Genomic DNA, 16,845 nt, shown 5'->3' on the forward strand with positions numbered 1-16,845 from the left:
AGTGGGAGGGGGCTTGCTCCCGATGAGGCCCTGCCAGCCTGCAAAAAACTACCTGACACTCCCGCGCAACGCCCCTACCCTTTCCTGCAAGTGCGCAGGCGTCGCCGCCTCAGGCCCAACCGGTTCACCCGCCACCAACGTGACATGCGACCAGATACGACGAAACACGCCCTTGTTCGGATCGCGGCTGAAAAAACTGCCCCACAACCCTTGCAACGCCAGCGGAATCACCGGCACCGGCGTTTCTTCCAGAATGCGCGTCACGCCAGCGCGAAACTCATTCATCTCGCCATTCGTGGTCAACTTGCCTTCCGGGAAGATGCACACCAACTCGCCGTCTTTCAGGTACTGGGCGATTCGCGTGAAGGCCTTTTCGTAGATCTGAATATCTTCGTGACGCCCGGCAATCGGAACCGCGCCGGCCGTGCGGAAGATAAAGTTGAGCACCGGCAAATTGTAGATTTTGTAATACGTGACAAAACGAATCGGCCGCCGCACCGCGCCGCCAATCAACAGCGCATCCACAAACGACACGTGGTTGCACACCAGCAACGCCGCGCCTTCATCCGGAATCAGCGCCAAATTGCGATGCTCCACGCGGTACATGGAATGGCTGAGCAGCCAGATCATGAAGCGCATGCTGAACTCGGGGACGATCTTGAAGATGTAGGTATTCACCGCGATGTTGAGCAGCGACACCACCAGGAACAGCTCGGGAATCGACAGCTTGGCCACGCTCAGCAGCAAGATCGTCACGATGGCCGACACCACCATGAACAGCGCGTTGAGAATGTTGTTGGCGGCGATCACGCGGGCACGCTCGTTCTCGGCGGTGCGCGACTGGATCAGCGCGTACAGCGGCACAATGTAGAAGCCGCCAAACACGCCCAAACCAAGAATATCGAATAATACCCACCAGGCCTCGCCGTAGCCGAGTACCGCGAGCCAGTCGTTAGCCTGCACATTCTGCGGGAAGCCGCCGGAGTGCCACCACAGCAACAGCCCAAACACGGTCAGGCCAAACGAGCCGAACGGCACCAAGCCGATTTCCACTTTGCGACCGGAGAGCTTTTCGCACAGCATCGAGCCCAACGCGATGCCCACCGAGAACACCGTGAGGATCAGCGTCACCACGGTTTCGTCGCCGTACAACCACTCCTTGGCGTACGCCGGGATCTGCGTGAGGTAGATCGCGCCAACGAACCAGAACCACGAGTTGCCGACAATCGAGCGCGACACCGCGGGCGTCTGCCCAAGGCCCATGCGCAAGGTGGCCCAGGATTCGCTGAAAATATTCCAGTTGATGCGCAGTTGCGGCGTCGACGCCGCCGCGCGTGGAATGCTGCGGCTGGCCACATAACCCAACACCGCCACGCCGACAATCGCGACCGCCACCACCGGCGCGTAATCGGTGGTCGACATCATGATGCCGGCGCCAATGGTGCCGGCCAGAATCGCCAAAAACGTGCCCATCTCGACCAGGCCGTTGCCGCCCACCAACTCATCGTCGTGCAGCGCCTGCGGCATGATCGAGTATTTCACCGGGCCGAACAGCGCCGAGTGAGTGCCCATGGCGAACAACGCCAGCAGCATCAATTCCAGATGATTGAACAGGAAGCCTGCGGCGCCCACGCTCATGATCACGATCTCACCGACCTTGATCGCGCGGATCAACGCGTCCTTGTTGAATTTCTCGCCGAATTGCCCGGCCAGCGCCGAGAACAGAAAGAACGGCAGGATAAACAGCAAGGCGCACAGGTTGACCCAGATCGAGCGATCGCCGTCGATGGTGAGCTTGTACAGAATCGCGAGGATCAGCGATTGCTTGAAGATGTTGTCGTTGAAGGCGCCGAGCAATTGGGTGATGAAAAACGGCAGGAAGCGCCGTGTACGCAGCAAGGTAAATTGCGAGGGGTGGCTCATCGTCCGTGTTCCTGGGTGGCCCGAGACTGTTATTGCCTTTAGGCTGTTATAGAAAGTCAGCCGCGACTTTACCTAATCCCGCTTACTTATTCCCTAGTCCTGCAATACAAGGCGATACAAAAAGCTCGCCTTTGTACGCACCCTGCACGGTGCGCGTAGCAACGATCAGCCACATCAGCGCCAACACCACCACCAGCCCACTGCCCAACAGGCTGAAGAAACTCAGGTGCAACACGCTCGCGAGCTTTAACGTGGCCAACGCGTAAACCCCCAAAGGGAAGGTAAAACCCCACCAGCCCAAGTTAAACGGGATACCGCCGCGCAGGTAACGCAGGGTGATCAATACCGCGATCAGCATCCACCACAAGCCGAAGCCCCACAGGGCGATGCCCGCCACCAGCCCCAGGCCATTGGCAATTTCACCCACGCCGGGCAAGCCGTTGGCGGCAAAGATCGCCGGTGCGTCGCCACCCAGCAGCAACATGCCCAGCGCGCCGGTGCCGATAGGCCCCAAGGCCAGCCAGCTCGACGCGGCCATGTTGGCGTGCGGCAGTTTATGCAAGGCCATGCGCAGCATCAGAATGGTCAGGATGCTGAACGCCACCGGCAGCGAAAACGCCCACAGCACGTAGCTGGTCACCAGCATGACCAGTTGCGAATGGGCGTCGGCCAGGTGTGGCGCGAGCAGGCCACCGCTGGCAGCGGCGACTTCGGCGGCGACCACCGGCAGCAACCACACGGCGGTCATCTGGTCGATGCTGTGCGCCTGGCGGGTGAACATCATGAACGGTATCAGCACACCGCAAGCCATGGCCATCGCCACATCCAGCCACCATAAAACTTCAGCCAACGGCAGCACATCACTGCCCCAACGCGGCAAACCAAACACCAGCAAGCCGTTAAGAATGGTCGCCAGCCCCATGGGGATCGTGCCGAAAAACATCGACACCGTGGAATGGCCGAAAATGCGTCGCGCCTCGTCGAAGAACATCACCCAACGCGCGGCATACAGCACGCTGAACAACACAAACAGGCCGAGGGCGAGCAGCCACAACCCTTCGGCAATGGCGTGCACACCGGGCAGGCGGTTCGGCAACTGCGCCAGGGCCAGCGCCAGCACGCCGGTGCCCATGGTCGCGGCAAACCAGTTGGGGGTGAACTGGCGAATCACTTCCCGCGGACGGGTCAGGTGACTGAAGGGTTTGTAACTGATGCTGTTGATGCAGGTCATGATGACGATCCTCTTCCTCGCATGAGGTTGGGAGCATCATAGAACCCGATCGAATATCTATATAACGGGTAATATCTCTAACCGTTATCTACTTTACCAATATACAGACAGTGACTACACCGCCGCCCTGCGCCGCGTCGAACCCTGCCGCAGTAAACCGGCCAGGGCTGCGAGCGCCAGCACGATCAGCACGGCGCCAAAAGCATCGGTCGTGACAATAAGGCCAAACATCCGGCTGAGGTTCCCGGCCAGCAGCGCCGGCAAACAGAACGCCAAGTAGCTGAACACATAAAACGCCGACATCAAACCTGCCCGCTCATGCGGCAACGCCAGCCCCACGATGCTGCGAATACTGCCCATGAAGCCGCCGCCGAAACCCAAACCGGCGATCACACTGGCGACAAAGAACAGCCACAGGCTGGCACTTTGTACGGCAACCAACAACAACGCCACGCCTGCGGCCAACAGGACGGCCGACAGGCGCATGACCTTGTCTGCCGGGCGGTCGCGGAGGCTGTAGATCATCACCGCGCCACTCAAGGTCACGACCGCTACCAGCCCGCCGCCGATCAGGTGCGAGGTCGAACCGGTGGCCGCCCGCACCAGCGAAGGCGCCAGCGATGAAAAAAACCCGCCCAGCGCCCACACCGCTACATTCAACGGCATCGCCAACCACAATGCACGCCGTGCTTGCGCGGGCACATGCAGGGTCGGCGCCAGCGACTTCAAGGCACCCGGTATACGGCTGACGGTTTCCGGCAGGCGAAACACATAGAGCATTTGCAGCAGCATCAACCCGAGCATCGTGAAGTAGATCAATTGAGTCGGCCTTGGCGCGAATTCCACCAGCAATCCGCTGCCGAGGCCGCCACTGGCCATGCCCAACAACGGCGCCAGGCTATTGAGCATCGGGCCGCGCAGGCGGTCAGTGTCGAGCAAGGTCGCACTCAGCACCGCCGTGGCCATGCCTGTCGCGAAACCTTGCAGGGCGCGCGCGGCAATCAGGCAGGCGCTGCTGTCGGCATTGATAAACAGCAACATCGCCAGCATATTCAGGAGCAAAGCGGCGAAAATCACCGGCTTGCGCCCCACGTAATCCGACAGCGAACCCACGGTCAACAGCGCGGCCAGCAAGCTCACGGCATACACGCCAAAGATCACCGTCAGCATCGCCGCCGAAAACTGCAGGTGGTCCTGATACACCTGATACAGCGGCGTCGGCGCACTGGACGCGGCGAGGAAGGTCAACACCGTGATCACCAGAAATGCCAGATTGGAACGTTGAGACGCTACGCTAGACATGCACACACTCCGCTAAAGCTAATATTTTGCTTTTGCGCAGTGTGCTACCGGCGAGCGCTTAAAGCAAATTCTTTGTGTTAAGGTTTTAGGCATGGCGATTAAAGAAGGCCTCCGCCCGGGGGGCCGTAGTGCCCGGGTTCAAGAATCAGTCCACAGCGCAACGCGCGAATTGCTGGAAGCCTGCGAGCGTTCCAGCGTCACCGTGCCGATGATTGCTGCGCGCGCAGGCGTCACACCGTCGACCATCTACCGGCGCTGGGGCGACCTTTCCGCCCTGCTCGCCGATGTGGCCCTGCAACGTTTGCGCCCGGACAGTGAGCCGGCCAACACCGGCAGCTTGCACGGTGATTTGCGCGCCTGGGCGGAGCAGTATCTGGATGAGATGAATTCGGAGCCGGGTCGCAACATGATGCGCGATGTGCAATGCAGCCAGACGCCCGGCTATTGCGTGAGCATTTTGAGTGGGCAGTTGCAGACGATTGTTGATCGTTACCCGCACGCTACGCCGCCACCGCCGAGCGTGGACCACTTGATCAATCTGCTCGCGGCGCCGACGGTGTTTCGTATTTTGTTTTCGACGGTGCCACTGAAGGTTGAGGAGCTGGACGTGCTGATTGAGTTGGCGCTTGGGGGCTGAAGGTGCGTATCCGTTATTTGGGTAACGGATATGTACCCCCAAAAAAAACGGCCTCATAAAGAGGCCGTTTTTCACATCAGCACACTCGACTGATTAAGTGCGCATCCCGCGCCCACTCACCAGCAACCGCGCGCATCCCACATACAACACCACCGTGGCCACGAGCATGAACGTGATCGCCACGCTGATCTTGATGTCCGACACACCCAAAATGCCGTAGCGGAACGCGTTCACCATGTGCAACACCGGGTTGGCCAACGACACGGTCTGCCAGAACGGCGGCAACAAGGTAATCGAGTAAAACACCCCGCCCAAGTACGTCAGCGGCGTCAGCACAAACGTCGGGATGATCGAAATATCATCGAAGTTGCGCGCAAACACAGCGTTGATAAAACCCAATAACGAAAAGATCGTCGCGGTCAGTACCACCACCAGAATCGTGACGCCAAGGTGGTGCACTTGCAGGTGGGTGAAGAACAGCGACAGCAAGGTCACAATCACGCCGACCATCAAACCACGCAGCACACCGCCCAATGTGTAGCCGATCAGAATCGTGTGTGGCGATACCGGCGACACCATCAGCTCTTCAATCGAACGCTGGAACTTGCTGCCGAAGAAGCTGGAGACCACGTTGCCGTAGGAGTTGGTGATCACCGACATCATGATCAGGCCCGGCACGATGTACTCCATGTAGGTGAAACCACCCATGTCGCCGATCTGGCGACCGATCAAGTTACCGAAAATCACAAAGTACAACACCATGGTGATCGCAGGCGGCAGCAACGTTTGCGGCCAGATCCGGGTAAAGCGTTTCACTTCGCGATAGACGATGGTTTGCAGCGCGACAAGGTTGGGTTGCAGTTCGGAATTCATACCGCCACCTTCGCCAGATTTTTCTCCACGAGTGACACGAACAACTCCTCAAGGCGATTGGTTTTGTTACGCAGGCTCAGCACTTCGATGTTCTGGGTTGCCAACTGGCTGAACAACGCGGTGATGCCCATGGCTTTGTCCACCTGAACTTCCAGCGTGTGGCTGTCGATCAGGCGGCTCGGGTAGCCGAGCAACTGCGGCGGCACCGACAGGTTGTTTTTCAGGTCGAGCAAAAAGGTTTCCACATGCAACTGGCCCAGCAGGTTACGCATGCTGGTGTTCTCGACAATGGTGCCGTGGTCGATGATGCCGATGTTGCGGCACAACTGCTCAGCCTCTTCCAGGTAATGGGTGGTGAGGATGATGGTGATGCCCTTCTCGTTCAGCTCGGTGAGAAAGGTCCACATCGAGCGGCGCAGTTCAATGTCTACGCCGGCGGTGGGCTCGTCGAGAATCAACAGGCGCGGTTCATGCACCAGCGCCCGGGCGATCATCAGGCGGCGCTTCATGCCACCCGACAACGAACGCGAAGGCACGTCGCGCTTGTCCCACAGGCCCAATTGGGTCAGGTACTGCTCGGCGCGCTCATTGGCGATTTTCGCCGGGATGCCGTAGTAACCGGCTTGGGTCACCACAATGTCGAAGGTCTTTTCGAACTGGTTGAAGTTAAATTCCTGCGGCACCACGCCGATCGAACGCTTCAGCGCCGCCGGGGATTTATCCAGGTCATGACCGAAGATATTGACCGTGCCGCTGGTCTTGTTGACCAGCGTGGAAAGGATGCCGATGGTGGTGGATTTGCCTGCACCGTTAGGGCCGAGCAAGGCGAAGAAGTCACCTTCGGCAACATCCAGATCGATACCACTCAGGGCCTGGAAACCGTTGCCGTAGGTTTTGGTTAACTGCCGGATGGACAGAGCGGAACTCATATCGGAATACGCACCAAAGAAGGGAATGAAAAGAGTAGACGAGGGCGCAGCGCACGTAGTTCAACGGCGGCGCATGACAAGCATGGTGCTTGCCCGCGCCGCACAAGTACAGTCACGCGTATTAATAGTCGGTATTAAGTCAACGCGGTCATCACCGCTTTGCGGTAGGCCGGGCGTTGTTGCAGGCGTTGATACCAGGCCTCCAGATGGGGCATTACGGGCCTTTCGATAGGCATTTCAAACCAGGCGTAGATAAAGCTGCCCAAGGGAATGTCGCCCATGCCGATCTCGCTGCCCGACAGGTAAGGTTGCTCGGCCAGGGCTTTATCCACGGTGCTCAAGGCATCGATACAGGCCTGGCGCCCGGCATTGATGGCGTCCCAATTCTGCTTTTCCGCGGGGGTGCGCAAAATGCCCCAGAACACCGCCTTGAACGGTTCGGCGAGGGTTGAGGTGGTCCAGTCCATCCACTTTTCGGCATTCGCCCGCGCTTGCAGATCGCTCGGGTACCAGCTCGACGCGTGCTTGGCGCAGAGGTAACGCACGATGGTATTGGACTCCCACAACACAAAGTCGCCATCTTCGATTACCGGCACGCGGCCATTGGGGTTCATCACGCGGTAGTGCGGTGTGTCGACCACACCAAACGCTCCGCCCGCATCAATCGCCGTGTAGTCCAGGCCGAGTTCTTCGGCGCACCACAGGGCTTTCCTGACGTTTGATGAGTTTTTACGACCCCAGATTTTCAGCATGACCGCGCCTTATCGTTGATGAACATGGCTTGATGAACGCCGCAGCATACGCCGGTTTGCGCGCGGCTTGAATCGGTGTGCCTGTCGCTCAGTTGATCCGGCATTGCGACGCTCAAAAATACTGACTGCCTGGTCACGTGAACCCGCACTGGAACCGCGATGTTTTTCGGCGAACTCCACCACCTCAGGGTGGTCACTATCGATGAGGCGGCGGGGACTCAGGCCTGAAGCTTAACGACAAATTTGCCTTACAGATAACGACAGTTCTGCCAAATGGCGATCAGCCACCGCTGCGCGCTCCAGTACAACTGGTTACACCCTGACCACCGCGCTTGTTCGCATGCCGACTAAGCTCCATGGTGGTTTCGCCCTGGTTTCACGGAGGATTGAATATGCTGTTGTTGTGGATACTGGTGCTGGTGGTAGGCATTGCCTACCTGGCACACCGCCGTATCGCGCCCCTGCCCGCCCTGGGCGTGGTGGCTGTTTACCTGCTGGCGATGGGTGCCTGGAGCCACGCACCGGGTTGGTTGCTGCTGATCTTCTGGGTGTTGATCGCCGTGGTGGCCGCGCCGTTACTGCTGCCGGACCTGCGCCGCGAATACTTCACCAAACCGCTGTTCAGCTGGTTTCAGAAAGTCCTGCCGCCGATGTCACAAACCGAGCGCGACGCGATTGACGCGGGCACCGTGTGGTGGGACGGCGAACTGTTCAGCGGTCGCCCTGACTGGGACAAGTTGCTGGCCTACCCCAAGGTGCAACTGACCGAAGAAGAACAGGCGTTTATCGACGGCCCTACTGAAGAACTCTGTGCGATGGTCAGCGACTGGGAAATCGGCCAGGCCATGGACCTGCCGCCCGCCGCGTGGGAGCACATCAAGACCCACGGCTTCTTTGCGCTGATTATTCCCAAGGAATTCGGCGGCAAAGGCTTCTCGGCCTATGCCCACTCGCAGATCGCGATGAAACTCGCCACCCGCAGCGGTGACCTTGCTTCCACCGTGATGGTCCCCAACTCCCTGGGCCCCGCCGAGCTGCTGCTGCATTACGGCACCGACGAACAACGCAATCACTACCTGCCGCGCCTGGCGCGTGGCGATGATATTCCGTGCTTTGCGCTGACTGGCCCGCTGGCCGGTTCCGACGCTGGCGCCATGCCCGACACCGGCGTGATCTGCAAAGGCGAGTGGGAAGGCAAGGAAACCCTCGGCCTGCGCCTGAATTGGGAAAAGCGCTACATCACCCTTGGCCCGGTCGCGACCCTGTTGGGGTTGGCGTTCAAGGCGTATGACCCGGACCACTTGCTCGGCGAAGAAGAAGACTTGGGTATCAGCCTGGCGCTGATCCCGACCGACACCCCCGGTGTGGAAATCGGCCGCCGCCACCTGCCCTTGGGCGCCGCGTTCATGAACGGCCCCAACTCCGGCAAAGACGTGTTCATCCCCCTGGAATTCCTCATCGGTGGCCAGGAAATGCTCGGCAAGGGCTGGATGATGTTGATGAACTGCCTGTCGGTCGGCCGCTCTATCTCGCTGCCTGCCGTGGGCACCGGCGCGGCCAAATACACCAGTTTGGTGACGGGCCAGTACGCTCAGGTGCGCGAGCAGTTCAACGTGCCGTTGTCGGCCTTTGAAGGTATTCAGGAAGCCCTGGCGCGCATCGGCGGCAACGCCTGGCTGATGGACAGCGCGCGCATGCTCACCGCGAATGCCGTCGACCTGGGGGAAAAACCTTCGGTGCTGTCGGCGATCCTCAAGTACCACCTCACCGAGCGCGGCCGCGAGTGCATCAGCCACGCCATGGACGTGCACGGCGGCAAGGGCATCATCATGGGCCCGAACAACTACCTGGGCCGTAGCTGGCAAGGCGCGCCGATCTTTATCACCGTGGAAGGCGCGAACATTCTGTCGCGCAACCTGATGATCTTTGGTCAAGGCGCGATTCGCTGCCACCCGTTTGTGCTCAAGGAAATGGCGCTGGCCGGCCGTGAAGACCATGATCAGGCGCTGAAGGAATTCGACGGCCTGCTGATGCAACATATCGGTTTTGCCGTGAGCAATGCCGCCAGCACGCTGGTGCTTAACCTGGGCATTGGCCACTTTGAAAAAGCACCGGGTAACCGCTTGAGCCAAGGCTATTTCCGTGCACTGAACCGTCAGGCGGCTGCGTTCGCCTTGCTCGCCGACCTGAGCATGATGTTGTTGGGTGGCGAGTTGAAACGTCGCGAACGCCTGTCGGCGCGCCTCGGTGATGTGCTGAGCCACATGTACCTGGCGTCGGCGGCGCTCAAGCGTTATCACGACCTGGATTCACCGGACCACCTGCAACCGCTGTTCGCGTGGGCCATGGAAGAAAGTCTCGGCGAGTCGGAGCGTGCCCTCGATGAGCTGCTCAGCAACTTCCCGAACAAGGTACTGGGTTGCCTGCTGCGCGTAATCGTGTTCCCGTTCGGGCGTCGCCATACCGGGCCGTCCGATGCGCTGGATGCCGAAGTGGCCGCGGTGATCGGTCGCGCCAAAGGCGACCCGACCCTTGAGGAACTGCTGGCCGGCTGCTATCGCCCGCAATCGGCGGACGATCCGGTGGGCGCGCTGCAACGTGCCTACGACCTGCTGGGTGCGAGCCATGCGTTGCAGAAAACGCTGCACGGCGCGCTCAAAAGCGGCCAGGTCAAACCGGCTGCCGGCGAACACGCTATCGACGCGGCGCTGAAGGCCGGCGTGTTGCAACCGGCCGAAGCGCAAACCCTGCGTGATGCAGAAGCGGCGCGACGCAAGGTGATCGACGTGGATGATTTCAGCAAGGAAGAACTGACCCAGGCTGAGGGTAAAGTCCGCTGATCTGCTGGGCCATATAATTACGGGCGCTTGAGCTATATACTCTCGCGCCCGTTTTTGCTTTAGAGGACTTATCTCGTGTCCAACGTCGTTGCCGATCATCTCGTCTTGCTCGACCATCTGCGCAGCATCCTGGTTGCCGTCGGCGAAGCCGAACAGGTGCCTGAGGAAAGCCACGTTCTGTTTCTGGAGCGTTTCGACGAATTGCGCGCCCTGCTGCCGATCGACCCGATCGAAAGCCAGTATTTGGGCCAGGACCTGATGAGCCAGGTCATCCTGCGCTACCCGCAAATCGCCCACCTGGTTCCGCGCGACCTGCTGTGGTTCTTTGGCGGCGATTGCCTGCATTTTATGCCCGACGAAGAACTGGACCTGTACCAGGCCCTGGAAGAACGCCGCTATGAAGCCGAACTGAACGACGAACCGTTCGACTGGAACCAGGAAAAGCAACTGCTGGCCATGCCGCAAGACCAGAGCAAGCACTGATTGCAGAGGCGGGCCAGCGTGGCGAGCGGCTCGCCACACAAGCCCGTTCGCCATGCCAGCCCAGCAGCCATGCACACCGGCTGGCCACACATTAAACCGCTATCGCCCCCGCCTTCCCCGACTCCACCACAAATGACTTGAGCGTCGACACCGTCGCCAGCGGGTCACGCGGGTCGGTGATCACGCGAAAATTCGTCAGCATCTTCTGCGCCTCCAACGCCACCGACACATAGCCACGCTGGCGGCTGTCGAAAAACTTCACGTGCGGGTTGAGCGGCAGTATCTGCGAGAACGCCTCAAAGGGCGGCCCATCGGAGGTCACTGAACTGCCGACAAACTCGGTGCCAACAACCCGCGACTGAGGGTTGTTGGCATCCGCATGCAGGTCGGTGGTCCAGAATGAATGAATATCGCCGCCCCAAAACACCGGGTTCTTCGGCCGATGACGTTCGATGGACGCCAGCATCCGTGAGCGGTTTGCCATGTAGCCGTCCCAACCATCGGTCCAATGCCCAATGTGTTGGCTAGTCAGATCACGATGAATCAACGGCGCCACGAGCAAATCCTGAGCGATCACGTTCCATTGCGCCGTCGACTCGGCAAACCCTCGGTCCAGCCACGCTTCCTGCTGCCAGCCCAGCATGCTGCGACGCGGGTCGAGCAAGTCTGCGCAACTGGCGTCTGCGATATGCCCCTGCCGACTGCCGTTAGCCTGGATACACGGTTGTTCGGAACGGTACTGCCGGCCATCCAGCACATGAAAACGCGCGAGTCGGCCGTAGTCGAGGCGCCGATAAATGCGCATATCCGGGCCCTTCGGCACACTGCTCGCGCGCAGTGGCATATGTTCGTAAAACGCCTGGTACGCCGCCGCGCGCCGCTGAAGAAATTGCGCCACCGGGATTTTCGGGTCCTCGGACCATTGGTTGGCGTAGTCGTTTTGCACCTCGTGGTCGTCCCACGTCGCAACGCTGGGTGCCGCCGCGTGCAGGGCTTGCAGGTCCGGGTCGGTTTTGTACAGGGCATAGCGGTTGCGATAGTCGCTCAAGCTCACCGCATTGCCGCTGCCATGCGCACGAATGATCTTGCCCGAGTCCGCCGCGTAGGAGTTTTCATAGATGTAGTCGCCAAGGAAAAACACCAGGTCGGGTTGCTCCGCCGCCAAGTGGCGATAGGCGCTGAAGTAACCACGCTCCCAGTGCGAGCACGACACAAACCCAAAATGCGCTGCCGCCAGCGCATGCTGCAGCGGCGCTGTGATTGCACGGCCCACCGGGCTCTGCGCGCCGAGCCCTTCGAACTGATACCAGTAAGGCCTGCCCGCCTCCAGCCCCGCGACCTCCACATGCACCGAATGCGCGAAACGCTCAGTCGCCGTCACTTCACCTTGCTTGACGATGCGCGTCATCGCCGCATCGCTGGCCACGCGCCAACGCACCGGCACTGCGCGGCTCAAGCCACCACGCCCATCTGCTGCGTTGAACAGTGGCGCCAGGCGCGTCCAGATCACAAACCCATCCGGCAGCGGGTCGCCGGACGCCACCCCAAGCGTAAACGGGTAATCCACCCCGGCGCTGCGTGCAAACGGGCTGAGAATCGAAAACGCCGTCGCCACCGCCAGCCCCGCAAGGACTCGACGTCGTCCAGGGTCGACTACCCCACTCACAACGCGCGCTCCCAATCATCGCGTACCGTGGCGAAGCTCAACAAATCCTCATAAACGCCATTTTTGAGAAACGCCTCGCGCAGGCACCCCTCGTACTTCAAGCCGATTTTCTGCATGACCCGCGCCGACTCTTTGTTGCGCCCAAAACACTGGCTGCCGACACGTTGCAAGCCCAGTTCGGCAAAGCCGAAGTCCATCACCGCACTCGCCGCCTCAGCCGCATAGCCCTGGTTACGAACGTGTGCCGCCACCCAACCCCCCAAGTGCCCATAGTGATGACGAGCGTTAAGACGCAGGCTGACGATACCGATTAATTCGCCGGTTTCTCGCACGTGCATACCCAGGCTCAGCAAATCGCCCGCGCGGTATTTTTCTGCGCTTGCGCTAATAAAGCTTTGCGCGACTTCCAGGGTGTAAGGCGAGGGAATATTGGCGGTGTTGTCAGCAATGTTCGGCCCGTTGCCGAGTACGCACAGCACCTCGGCCTGGTGCATTTCCAGCGCGCGCAACAGCAGTCGTGGTGTGAGTAACTGAGGCAGTTCAGTCGGCATAAGAAGCGGCTCTGAAGATAAATTTCTCAACAATGTACGCCGTTCGTGTCAATTACATTACGTCATAAAACTGCAAGAATAATCACCTGAAAGACGCGTTCCAGAGCCTTCAAAACGTAAATTAAAGTTAACCAATCGGTCATTTTCGGCTGATAGCGTATCGCCCCTAATTCAATGATGGGGTAACGGAATGAGAACCTGGGACGAACCCAAGAAACGCAAGGCGCACATCGAACTGATCCCGATGATCGACGTGATGATGTTCCTCCTGGTGTTTTTCGTACTGGTGAGTTTGAACGTGATTCCCGCACTCGGCATGAAGACGCAATTGCCCAGCGCCAGCAGCTCGCAACAGCTCAAGCCGCAGAACAAATTCATCCTGACCCTGGGCCTCGAAGGCCAATTGCAACTGGACGGCAAGGACCTCACGGTGGATGCCCTGGTGCCGGCACTGAAGGCGGCTGAAAAGCCTGATACCAAGTCGACGATCATCGTCAACAGTGACAAGGGTGTGGAAGTCTCGCGCCTGGTGGAAGTCATGGACACCCTGCGCCTGGGTGGCTTTACCTCCGTCTCCATCGCCACGCGTAAGTCCTGATCATGTATGTACTGTTTCGTGCGCGTCAGCTGCTGGGCAGTGTCCCGGCCCTGATCGCCCTGGTGCTGATTGCAATGGGCATCCAGTCACAGACGTTGAAGGTTGAGCCGGTGTACGACGAGTCGGCGGTCGAGTTGGCACTGGTCGAGCCTGAGCCGGAAGTGGTGCCGCAACCGGTAGTGGAACAGGAGCCGCCACCGCCGGTAATCGAGGATGAAGAGGCCGAGCCCGCCCCGCCACCGCCACCGCCGCCTCCACCAAAGCCGGTGCCAAAGCCCGAGCCCAAGCCGGTGCCCAAACCCAAGCCAGCAGTGGCCGCCAAGCCGACAACCGCACCGGCGCCGACACCAACACCGCAAGTGGCAGCCAAACCGGTACAGGCCGCCGTCGCCCCAACCCCAGCGCCGCCCGCCCCTCCCGCGCCACCCAAGGTCGATGGCCAGGCGCTGGAAGGCGGCTACCTCAAAGGTTTGCGCAACGAGCTGGACACTTACAAGCAATACCCCACCGGGCGCCAGGCATCGCTTGAACGGCCGAGCGGCGAGGTGGTGGTCTGGATGAGGGTGGACCGGCAAGGCCGCGTGCTCGACAGCGGCATTCAAACGCCGGCCTCAAGCATGCTGCTCAATCGAGCCGCCACCAACAGCCTGCGTCGCATCAAGCAAGTCAAGCCGTTCCCCGAGCAAGCCTTCGGGGGGCGCAACGAGCAGCGCTTCACCGCCACCTTCAACTACAGCGTGCAATAGCACCCCACACCAGGACGACAGTGATGAGGTTCACAAGGATTCATCTGGCACTCGTTGCCGCGAGCATGGGCCACGGCATGGCCATGGCAGACACCAGCGAAAGTGATGTCGGTACGATTGGCGTTCAGGGCAAGGCCACAGCGGGTGGCGGCTATATGGTGCAGGAAGAAAGCATCAAGGGCCGCTCGACGGTGACCAAGGAAGCGCTGGATAAACAGACCGGCACCGGCAACGCGATCGACAAGCTCAAATATACGCCGGGCCTGAACATCTCCAGCGAAGACAACACCGGGCTTTCGGGCTTTCGCTTCACCATGCGCGGGCTCAATTCCGACCAGGTGGGCATGTCGATCGACGGCATGCCGATCAACGACTCCGGTAACTATGCGCTGTACTCCAACCTGCTCGGCGACCCGGAAAACATCGACCAGATATTCGTCACCCAGGGCGCGTCCGAAGCCGACGGCCCGCACATCGGCTCAAGCGGTGGCAACATTGGCATCGTGACCACTCGCCCGACCAAGGAAACCGGGGCGTTCGTCAAGCAGATCGTCGGCAGCAATGCCACCCGCAAGACCTTCGCACGGCTCAACACCGGCGAAGTCAACGGCCTGAGCAACTGGCTGTCGGTGTCGCATACCGAAGGCGATATGTGGCGCGGTTCGGGTGCGGTACGCGCAGACAAGGTGGAATGGAACAGCTTCTTCGATGCCGGCAACGGCAACACTGCCAACCTGATCCTCAAGTACCACGAGCAAGACAACAACAGTTACAGCCAGTTGACCAAGGACCAGTTCCAGCAGTTCGGTCGCAAGTACGACCCCTACCCGGCCACACCGGCGGTGGGCAGCAACGGCAAGGTCAATAACTACTACGCCTTGGCACAGAACCCATTCCAAACCTTTACCGGCGTGCTCAATACCCAATTCAAACTGGCCGACAACCTGGCCCTGTCGGTCATCCCGTATTACTACTGGGGCAACGGCAGCGGCGTGGGGGCCTCAAGCTACGCGCTGAACCGTGGCTCGAACCAGGGCGGAGTGTTCGACCTGGGCAACCTGCCCACCGCCGCCCAATACAACGCCGACGGTTCCTCGACCACCGGCGTGTACTACCGCCCCTCGCGCACCCAGACCTGGCGCCCGGGCATCACCACCAAATTGAACTGGGACTTGGGCGATCACAGCCTGCAGTTCGGCTACTGGTATGAGCGTGCGCGCCAAAGCCAGACCCAACCGTTCATTGCTTTGAAGAACAACGGCAAGCCGAGCGACACCTGGCCGGACGGCGACTCGGTGGTCGACGCCAACGGCAACACCGTGCAGGGCCGCGATCGCTTCACCGTCACCCCGGCGCAAAAAGTCTGGGCGCAGGACACCTGGTACATCAACCCGGACTGGACCCTGGTGGCAGGCCTGGCCTACATGAACGTCAAGCGTGACGGCACCAATAACGGCAGCCTCACCGAGCAGCCGGAAAAACGTAACCAGTCCTACAACAAGCTGCTGCCCAACGCGGGCCTCAAGTACCAACTGGATGAACGTGACCAGTTGTTCTACAGCCTGTCGCGCAACATGCGCATTCCGCAAAACTACGTGCTGTACGACAAAGGCGCCGGCTCCATCGATGCCAAGCCGGAAACCAGCTGGAACCACGAGTTGGGCTGGCGCTATACCGATGAAGACATGACCTTGGCGGCCACCTTGTTCTACATGCAGTTCAAGGATCGTCAAGTGTCGTCGCGCGACATCAACGGCGACTTCGCCGACATCAACGCAGGCTCGGTCAACAACAGCGGCCTGGAACTGGAATGGAGCGGCCTGCTGCCCAACCACTTCAACTACTACACCTCTTACACCTACACCAAAGCTGAGCAACAGGATGACCTGACCGTGTTCAACGCGGGCCAAGCCATCGTATTGCCAACCAGCGGCAAGCAGTTCGCCAACGTGCCGAAGAACATGCTGGCGGCCAACATCGGGTATGACGACGGGCGCTTCTACGGCACCTTCGGCGGCAAATACACCAGCAAGCTGTTCGGCGACCTGACCAACGACGAGGCCATTTCCGGCCGCACCGTTTTCAACCTTGGCGCCGGTATCTACCTGCCGGTGGACAAGAAAGTGGTCAAGGACGCGACCCTGCGTCTGAACGTCGACAACCTGTTCGACAAGAAGTACCTCGACGGCGTGTACACCACCAAGACCAACGCGGCCAGCTACAGCGGCTTTCGCGATGGCGACCCGGCGTACATCGTTGGCCTGGACCGCACCGTAACCGTTTCCCTGGAAGCGAATTTCTAACTGCGAGGTAA

At 60.0% G+C, this 16,845-nt stretch carries 14 protein-coding genes and 1 pseudogene; 6 read left to right on the forward strand and 9 right to left on the reverse strand.

What is annotated here, in order from left to right; translation table 11 throughout:
- Positions 1–48: 48 nt before the first annotated feature.
- The 3 genes from ACOZK9_RS07700 to ACOZK9_RS07710 form a co-directional block, all read right to left on the reverse strand.
- Positions 49–1,923: an MFS transporter gene (locus ACOZK9_RS07700; RefSeq protein WP_421555581.1), complete on the reverse strand. Its 1,875-nt coding sequence runs from the start codon at positions 1,921–1,923 to the stop codon at positions 49–51.
- Between the two features lie 82 nt (positions 1,924–2,005).
- Positions 2,006–3,154, reverse strand: a complete 1,149-nt coding sequence (locus ACOZK9_RS07705) for a TDT family transporter (RefSeq protein ID WP_421555582.1) — start codon at positions 3,152–3,154, stop codon at positions 2,006–2,008.
- A 114-nt stretch (positions 3,155–3,268) separates the two neighbouring features.
- Positions 3,269–4,456, reverse strand: coding sequence for an MFS transporter (locus ACOZK9_RS07710; RefSeq protein ID WP_421555583.1), 1,188 nt, complete (start codon positions 4,454–4,456; stop codon positions 3,269–3,271).
- Between the two features lie 91 nt (positions 4,457–4,547).
- Between ACOZK9_RS07710 and ACOZK9_RS07715 the strand changes: the two genes are divergently transcribed.
- The gene (locus ACOZK9_RS07715; RefSeq protein ID WP_421555584.1) at positions 4,548–5,093 is read left to right on the forward strand and encodes a TetR/AcrR family transcriptional regulator; all 546 of its coding nucleotides are present in this window, start codon (positions 4,548–4,550) and stop codon (positions 5,091–5,093) included.
- Positions 5,094–5,186: 93 nt separating this feature from the next.
- Here the strand turns inward: ACOZK9_RS07715 and ACOZK9_RS07720 are convergent, their stop codons facing one another.
- From ACOZK9_RS07720 to ACOZK9_RS07735, 4 genes and pseudogenes are all read right to left on the reverse strand, one after another.
- Positions 5,187–5,966 carry an ABC transporter permease gene (locus ACOZK9_RS07720; protein WP_099238269.1) on the reverse strand — a complete coding sequence of 260 codons (780 nt, stop codon included), beginning with the start codon at positions 5,964–5,966 and terminating at the stop codon, positions 5,187–5,189.
- Positions 5,963–6,895 carry an ABC transporter ATP-binding protein gene (locus ACOZK9_RS07725; protein WP_058413525.1) on the reverse strand — a complete coding sequence of 311 codons (933 nt, stop codon included), beginning with the start codon at positions 6,893–6,895 and terminating at the stop codon, positions 5,963–5,965. Before ACOZK9_RS07725 ends, ACOZK9_RS07720 begins: the two co-directional genes overlap by 4 nt.
- Before the next feature lie 134 nt (positions 6,896–7,029).
- Positions 7,030–7,647, reverse strand: coding sequence for a glutathione S-transferase family protein (locus ACOZK9_RS07730; RefSeq protein WP_421555585.1), 618 nt, complete (start codon positions 7,645–7,647; stop codon positions 7,030–7,032).
- Between the two features lie 63 nt (positions 7,648–7,710).
- A pseudogene (locus ACOZK9_RS07735) lies at positions 7,711–7,869 on the reverse strand (hypothetical protein); the annotation flags it as partial.
- A 170-nt stretch (positions 7,870–8,039) separates the two neighbouring features.
- Here ACOZK9_RS07735 and ACOZK9_RS07740 point away from each other — a divergent pair.
- Positions 8,040–10,487 (forward strand): acyl-CoA dehydrogenase, encoded by a 2,448-nt coding sequence (locus ACOZK9_RS07740; RefSeq protein ID WP_421555586.1) that lies wholly within the window; start codon positions 8,040–8,042, stop codon positions 10,485–10,487.
- Between the two features lie 75 nt (positions 10,488–10,562).
- A complete protein-coding gene (locus ACOZK9_RS07745; RefSeq protein WP_058413522.1) occupies positions 10,563–10,970 on the forward strand; it encodes a PA2817 family protein in 408 nt (135 codons plus the stop codon).
- A gap of 91 nt (positions 10,971–11,061) precedes the next feature.
- Here ACOZK9_RS07745 and ACOZK9_RS07750 read toward each other — a convergent pair whose 3' ends face one another.
- Positions 11,062–12,636, reverse strand: a complete 1,575-nt coding sequence (locus ACOZK9_RS07750; RefSeq protein WP_421555587.1) for an alkaline phosphatase D family protein — start codon at positions 12,634–12,636, stop codon at positions 11,062–11,064.
- Positions 12,633–13,187 carry a GNAT family N-acetyltransferase gene (locus ACOZK9_RS07755; RefSeq protein WP_058413520.1) on the reverse strand — a complete coding sequence of 185 codons (555 nt, stop codon included), beginning with the start codon at positions 13,185–13,187 and terminating at the stop codon, positions 12,633–12,635. Before ACOZK9_RS07755 ends, ACOZK9_RS07750 begins: the two co-directional genes overlap by 4 nt.
- A 190-nt stretch (positions 13,188–13,377) precedes the next feature.
- On the opposite strand from ACOZK9_RS07755, the gene ACOZK9_RS07760 reads away from it, so the two are divergent.
- Genes ACOZK9_RS07760 through ACOZK9_RS07770 form a run of 3 tightly spaced genes read left to right on the forward strand, consistent with a single transcriptional unit; the run spans position 13,378 to position 16,834 of the window.
- Positions 13,378–13,785 carry an ExbD/TolR family protein gene (locus ACOZK9_RS07760; protein ID WP_005786670.1) on the forward strand — a complete coding sequence of 136 codons (408 nt, stop codon included), beginning with the start codon at positions 13,378–13,380 and terminating at the stop codon, positions 13,783–13,785.
- 2 nt (positions 13,786–13,787) lie between these two features.
- Entirely contained in the window at positions 13,788–14,531 is a 744-nt protein-coding gene (locus ACOZK9_RS07765; protein ID WP_421555588.1) for an energy transducer TonB family protein, read from the forward strand.
- 23 nt (positions 14,532–14,554) lie between these two features.
- Positions 14,555–16,834, forward strand: coding sequence for a TonB-dependent receptor (locus tag ACOZK9_RS07770; RefSeq protein WP_152746589.1), 2,280 nt, complete (start codon positions 14,555–14,557; stop codon positions 16,832–16,834).
- Positions 16,835–16,845 lie beyond the last annotated feature (11 nt).

It is taken from the genome of Pseudomonas kitaguniensis, from assembly GCF_049199985.1.
Lineage (GTDB): Bacteria > Pseudomonadota > Gammaproteobacteria > Pseudomonadales > Pseudomonadaceae > Aquipseudomonas > Aquipseudomonas kitaguniensis.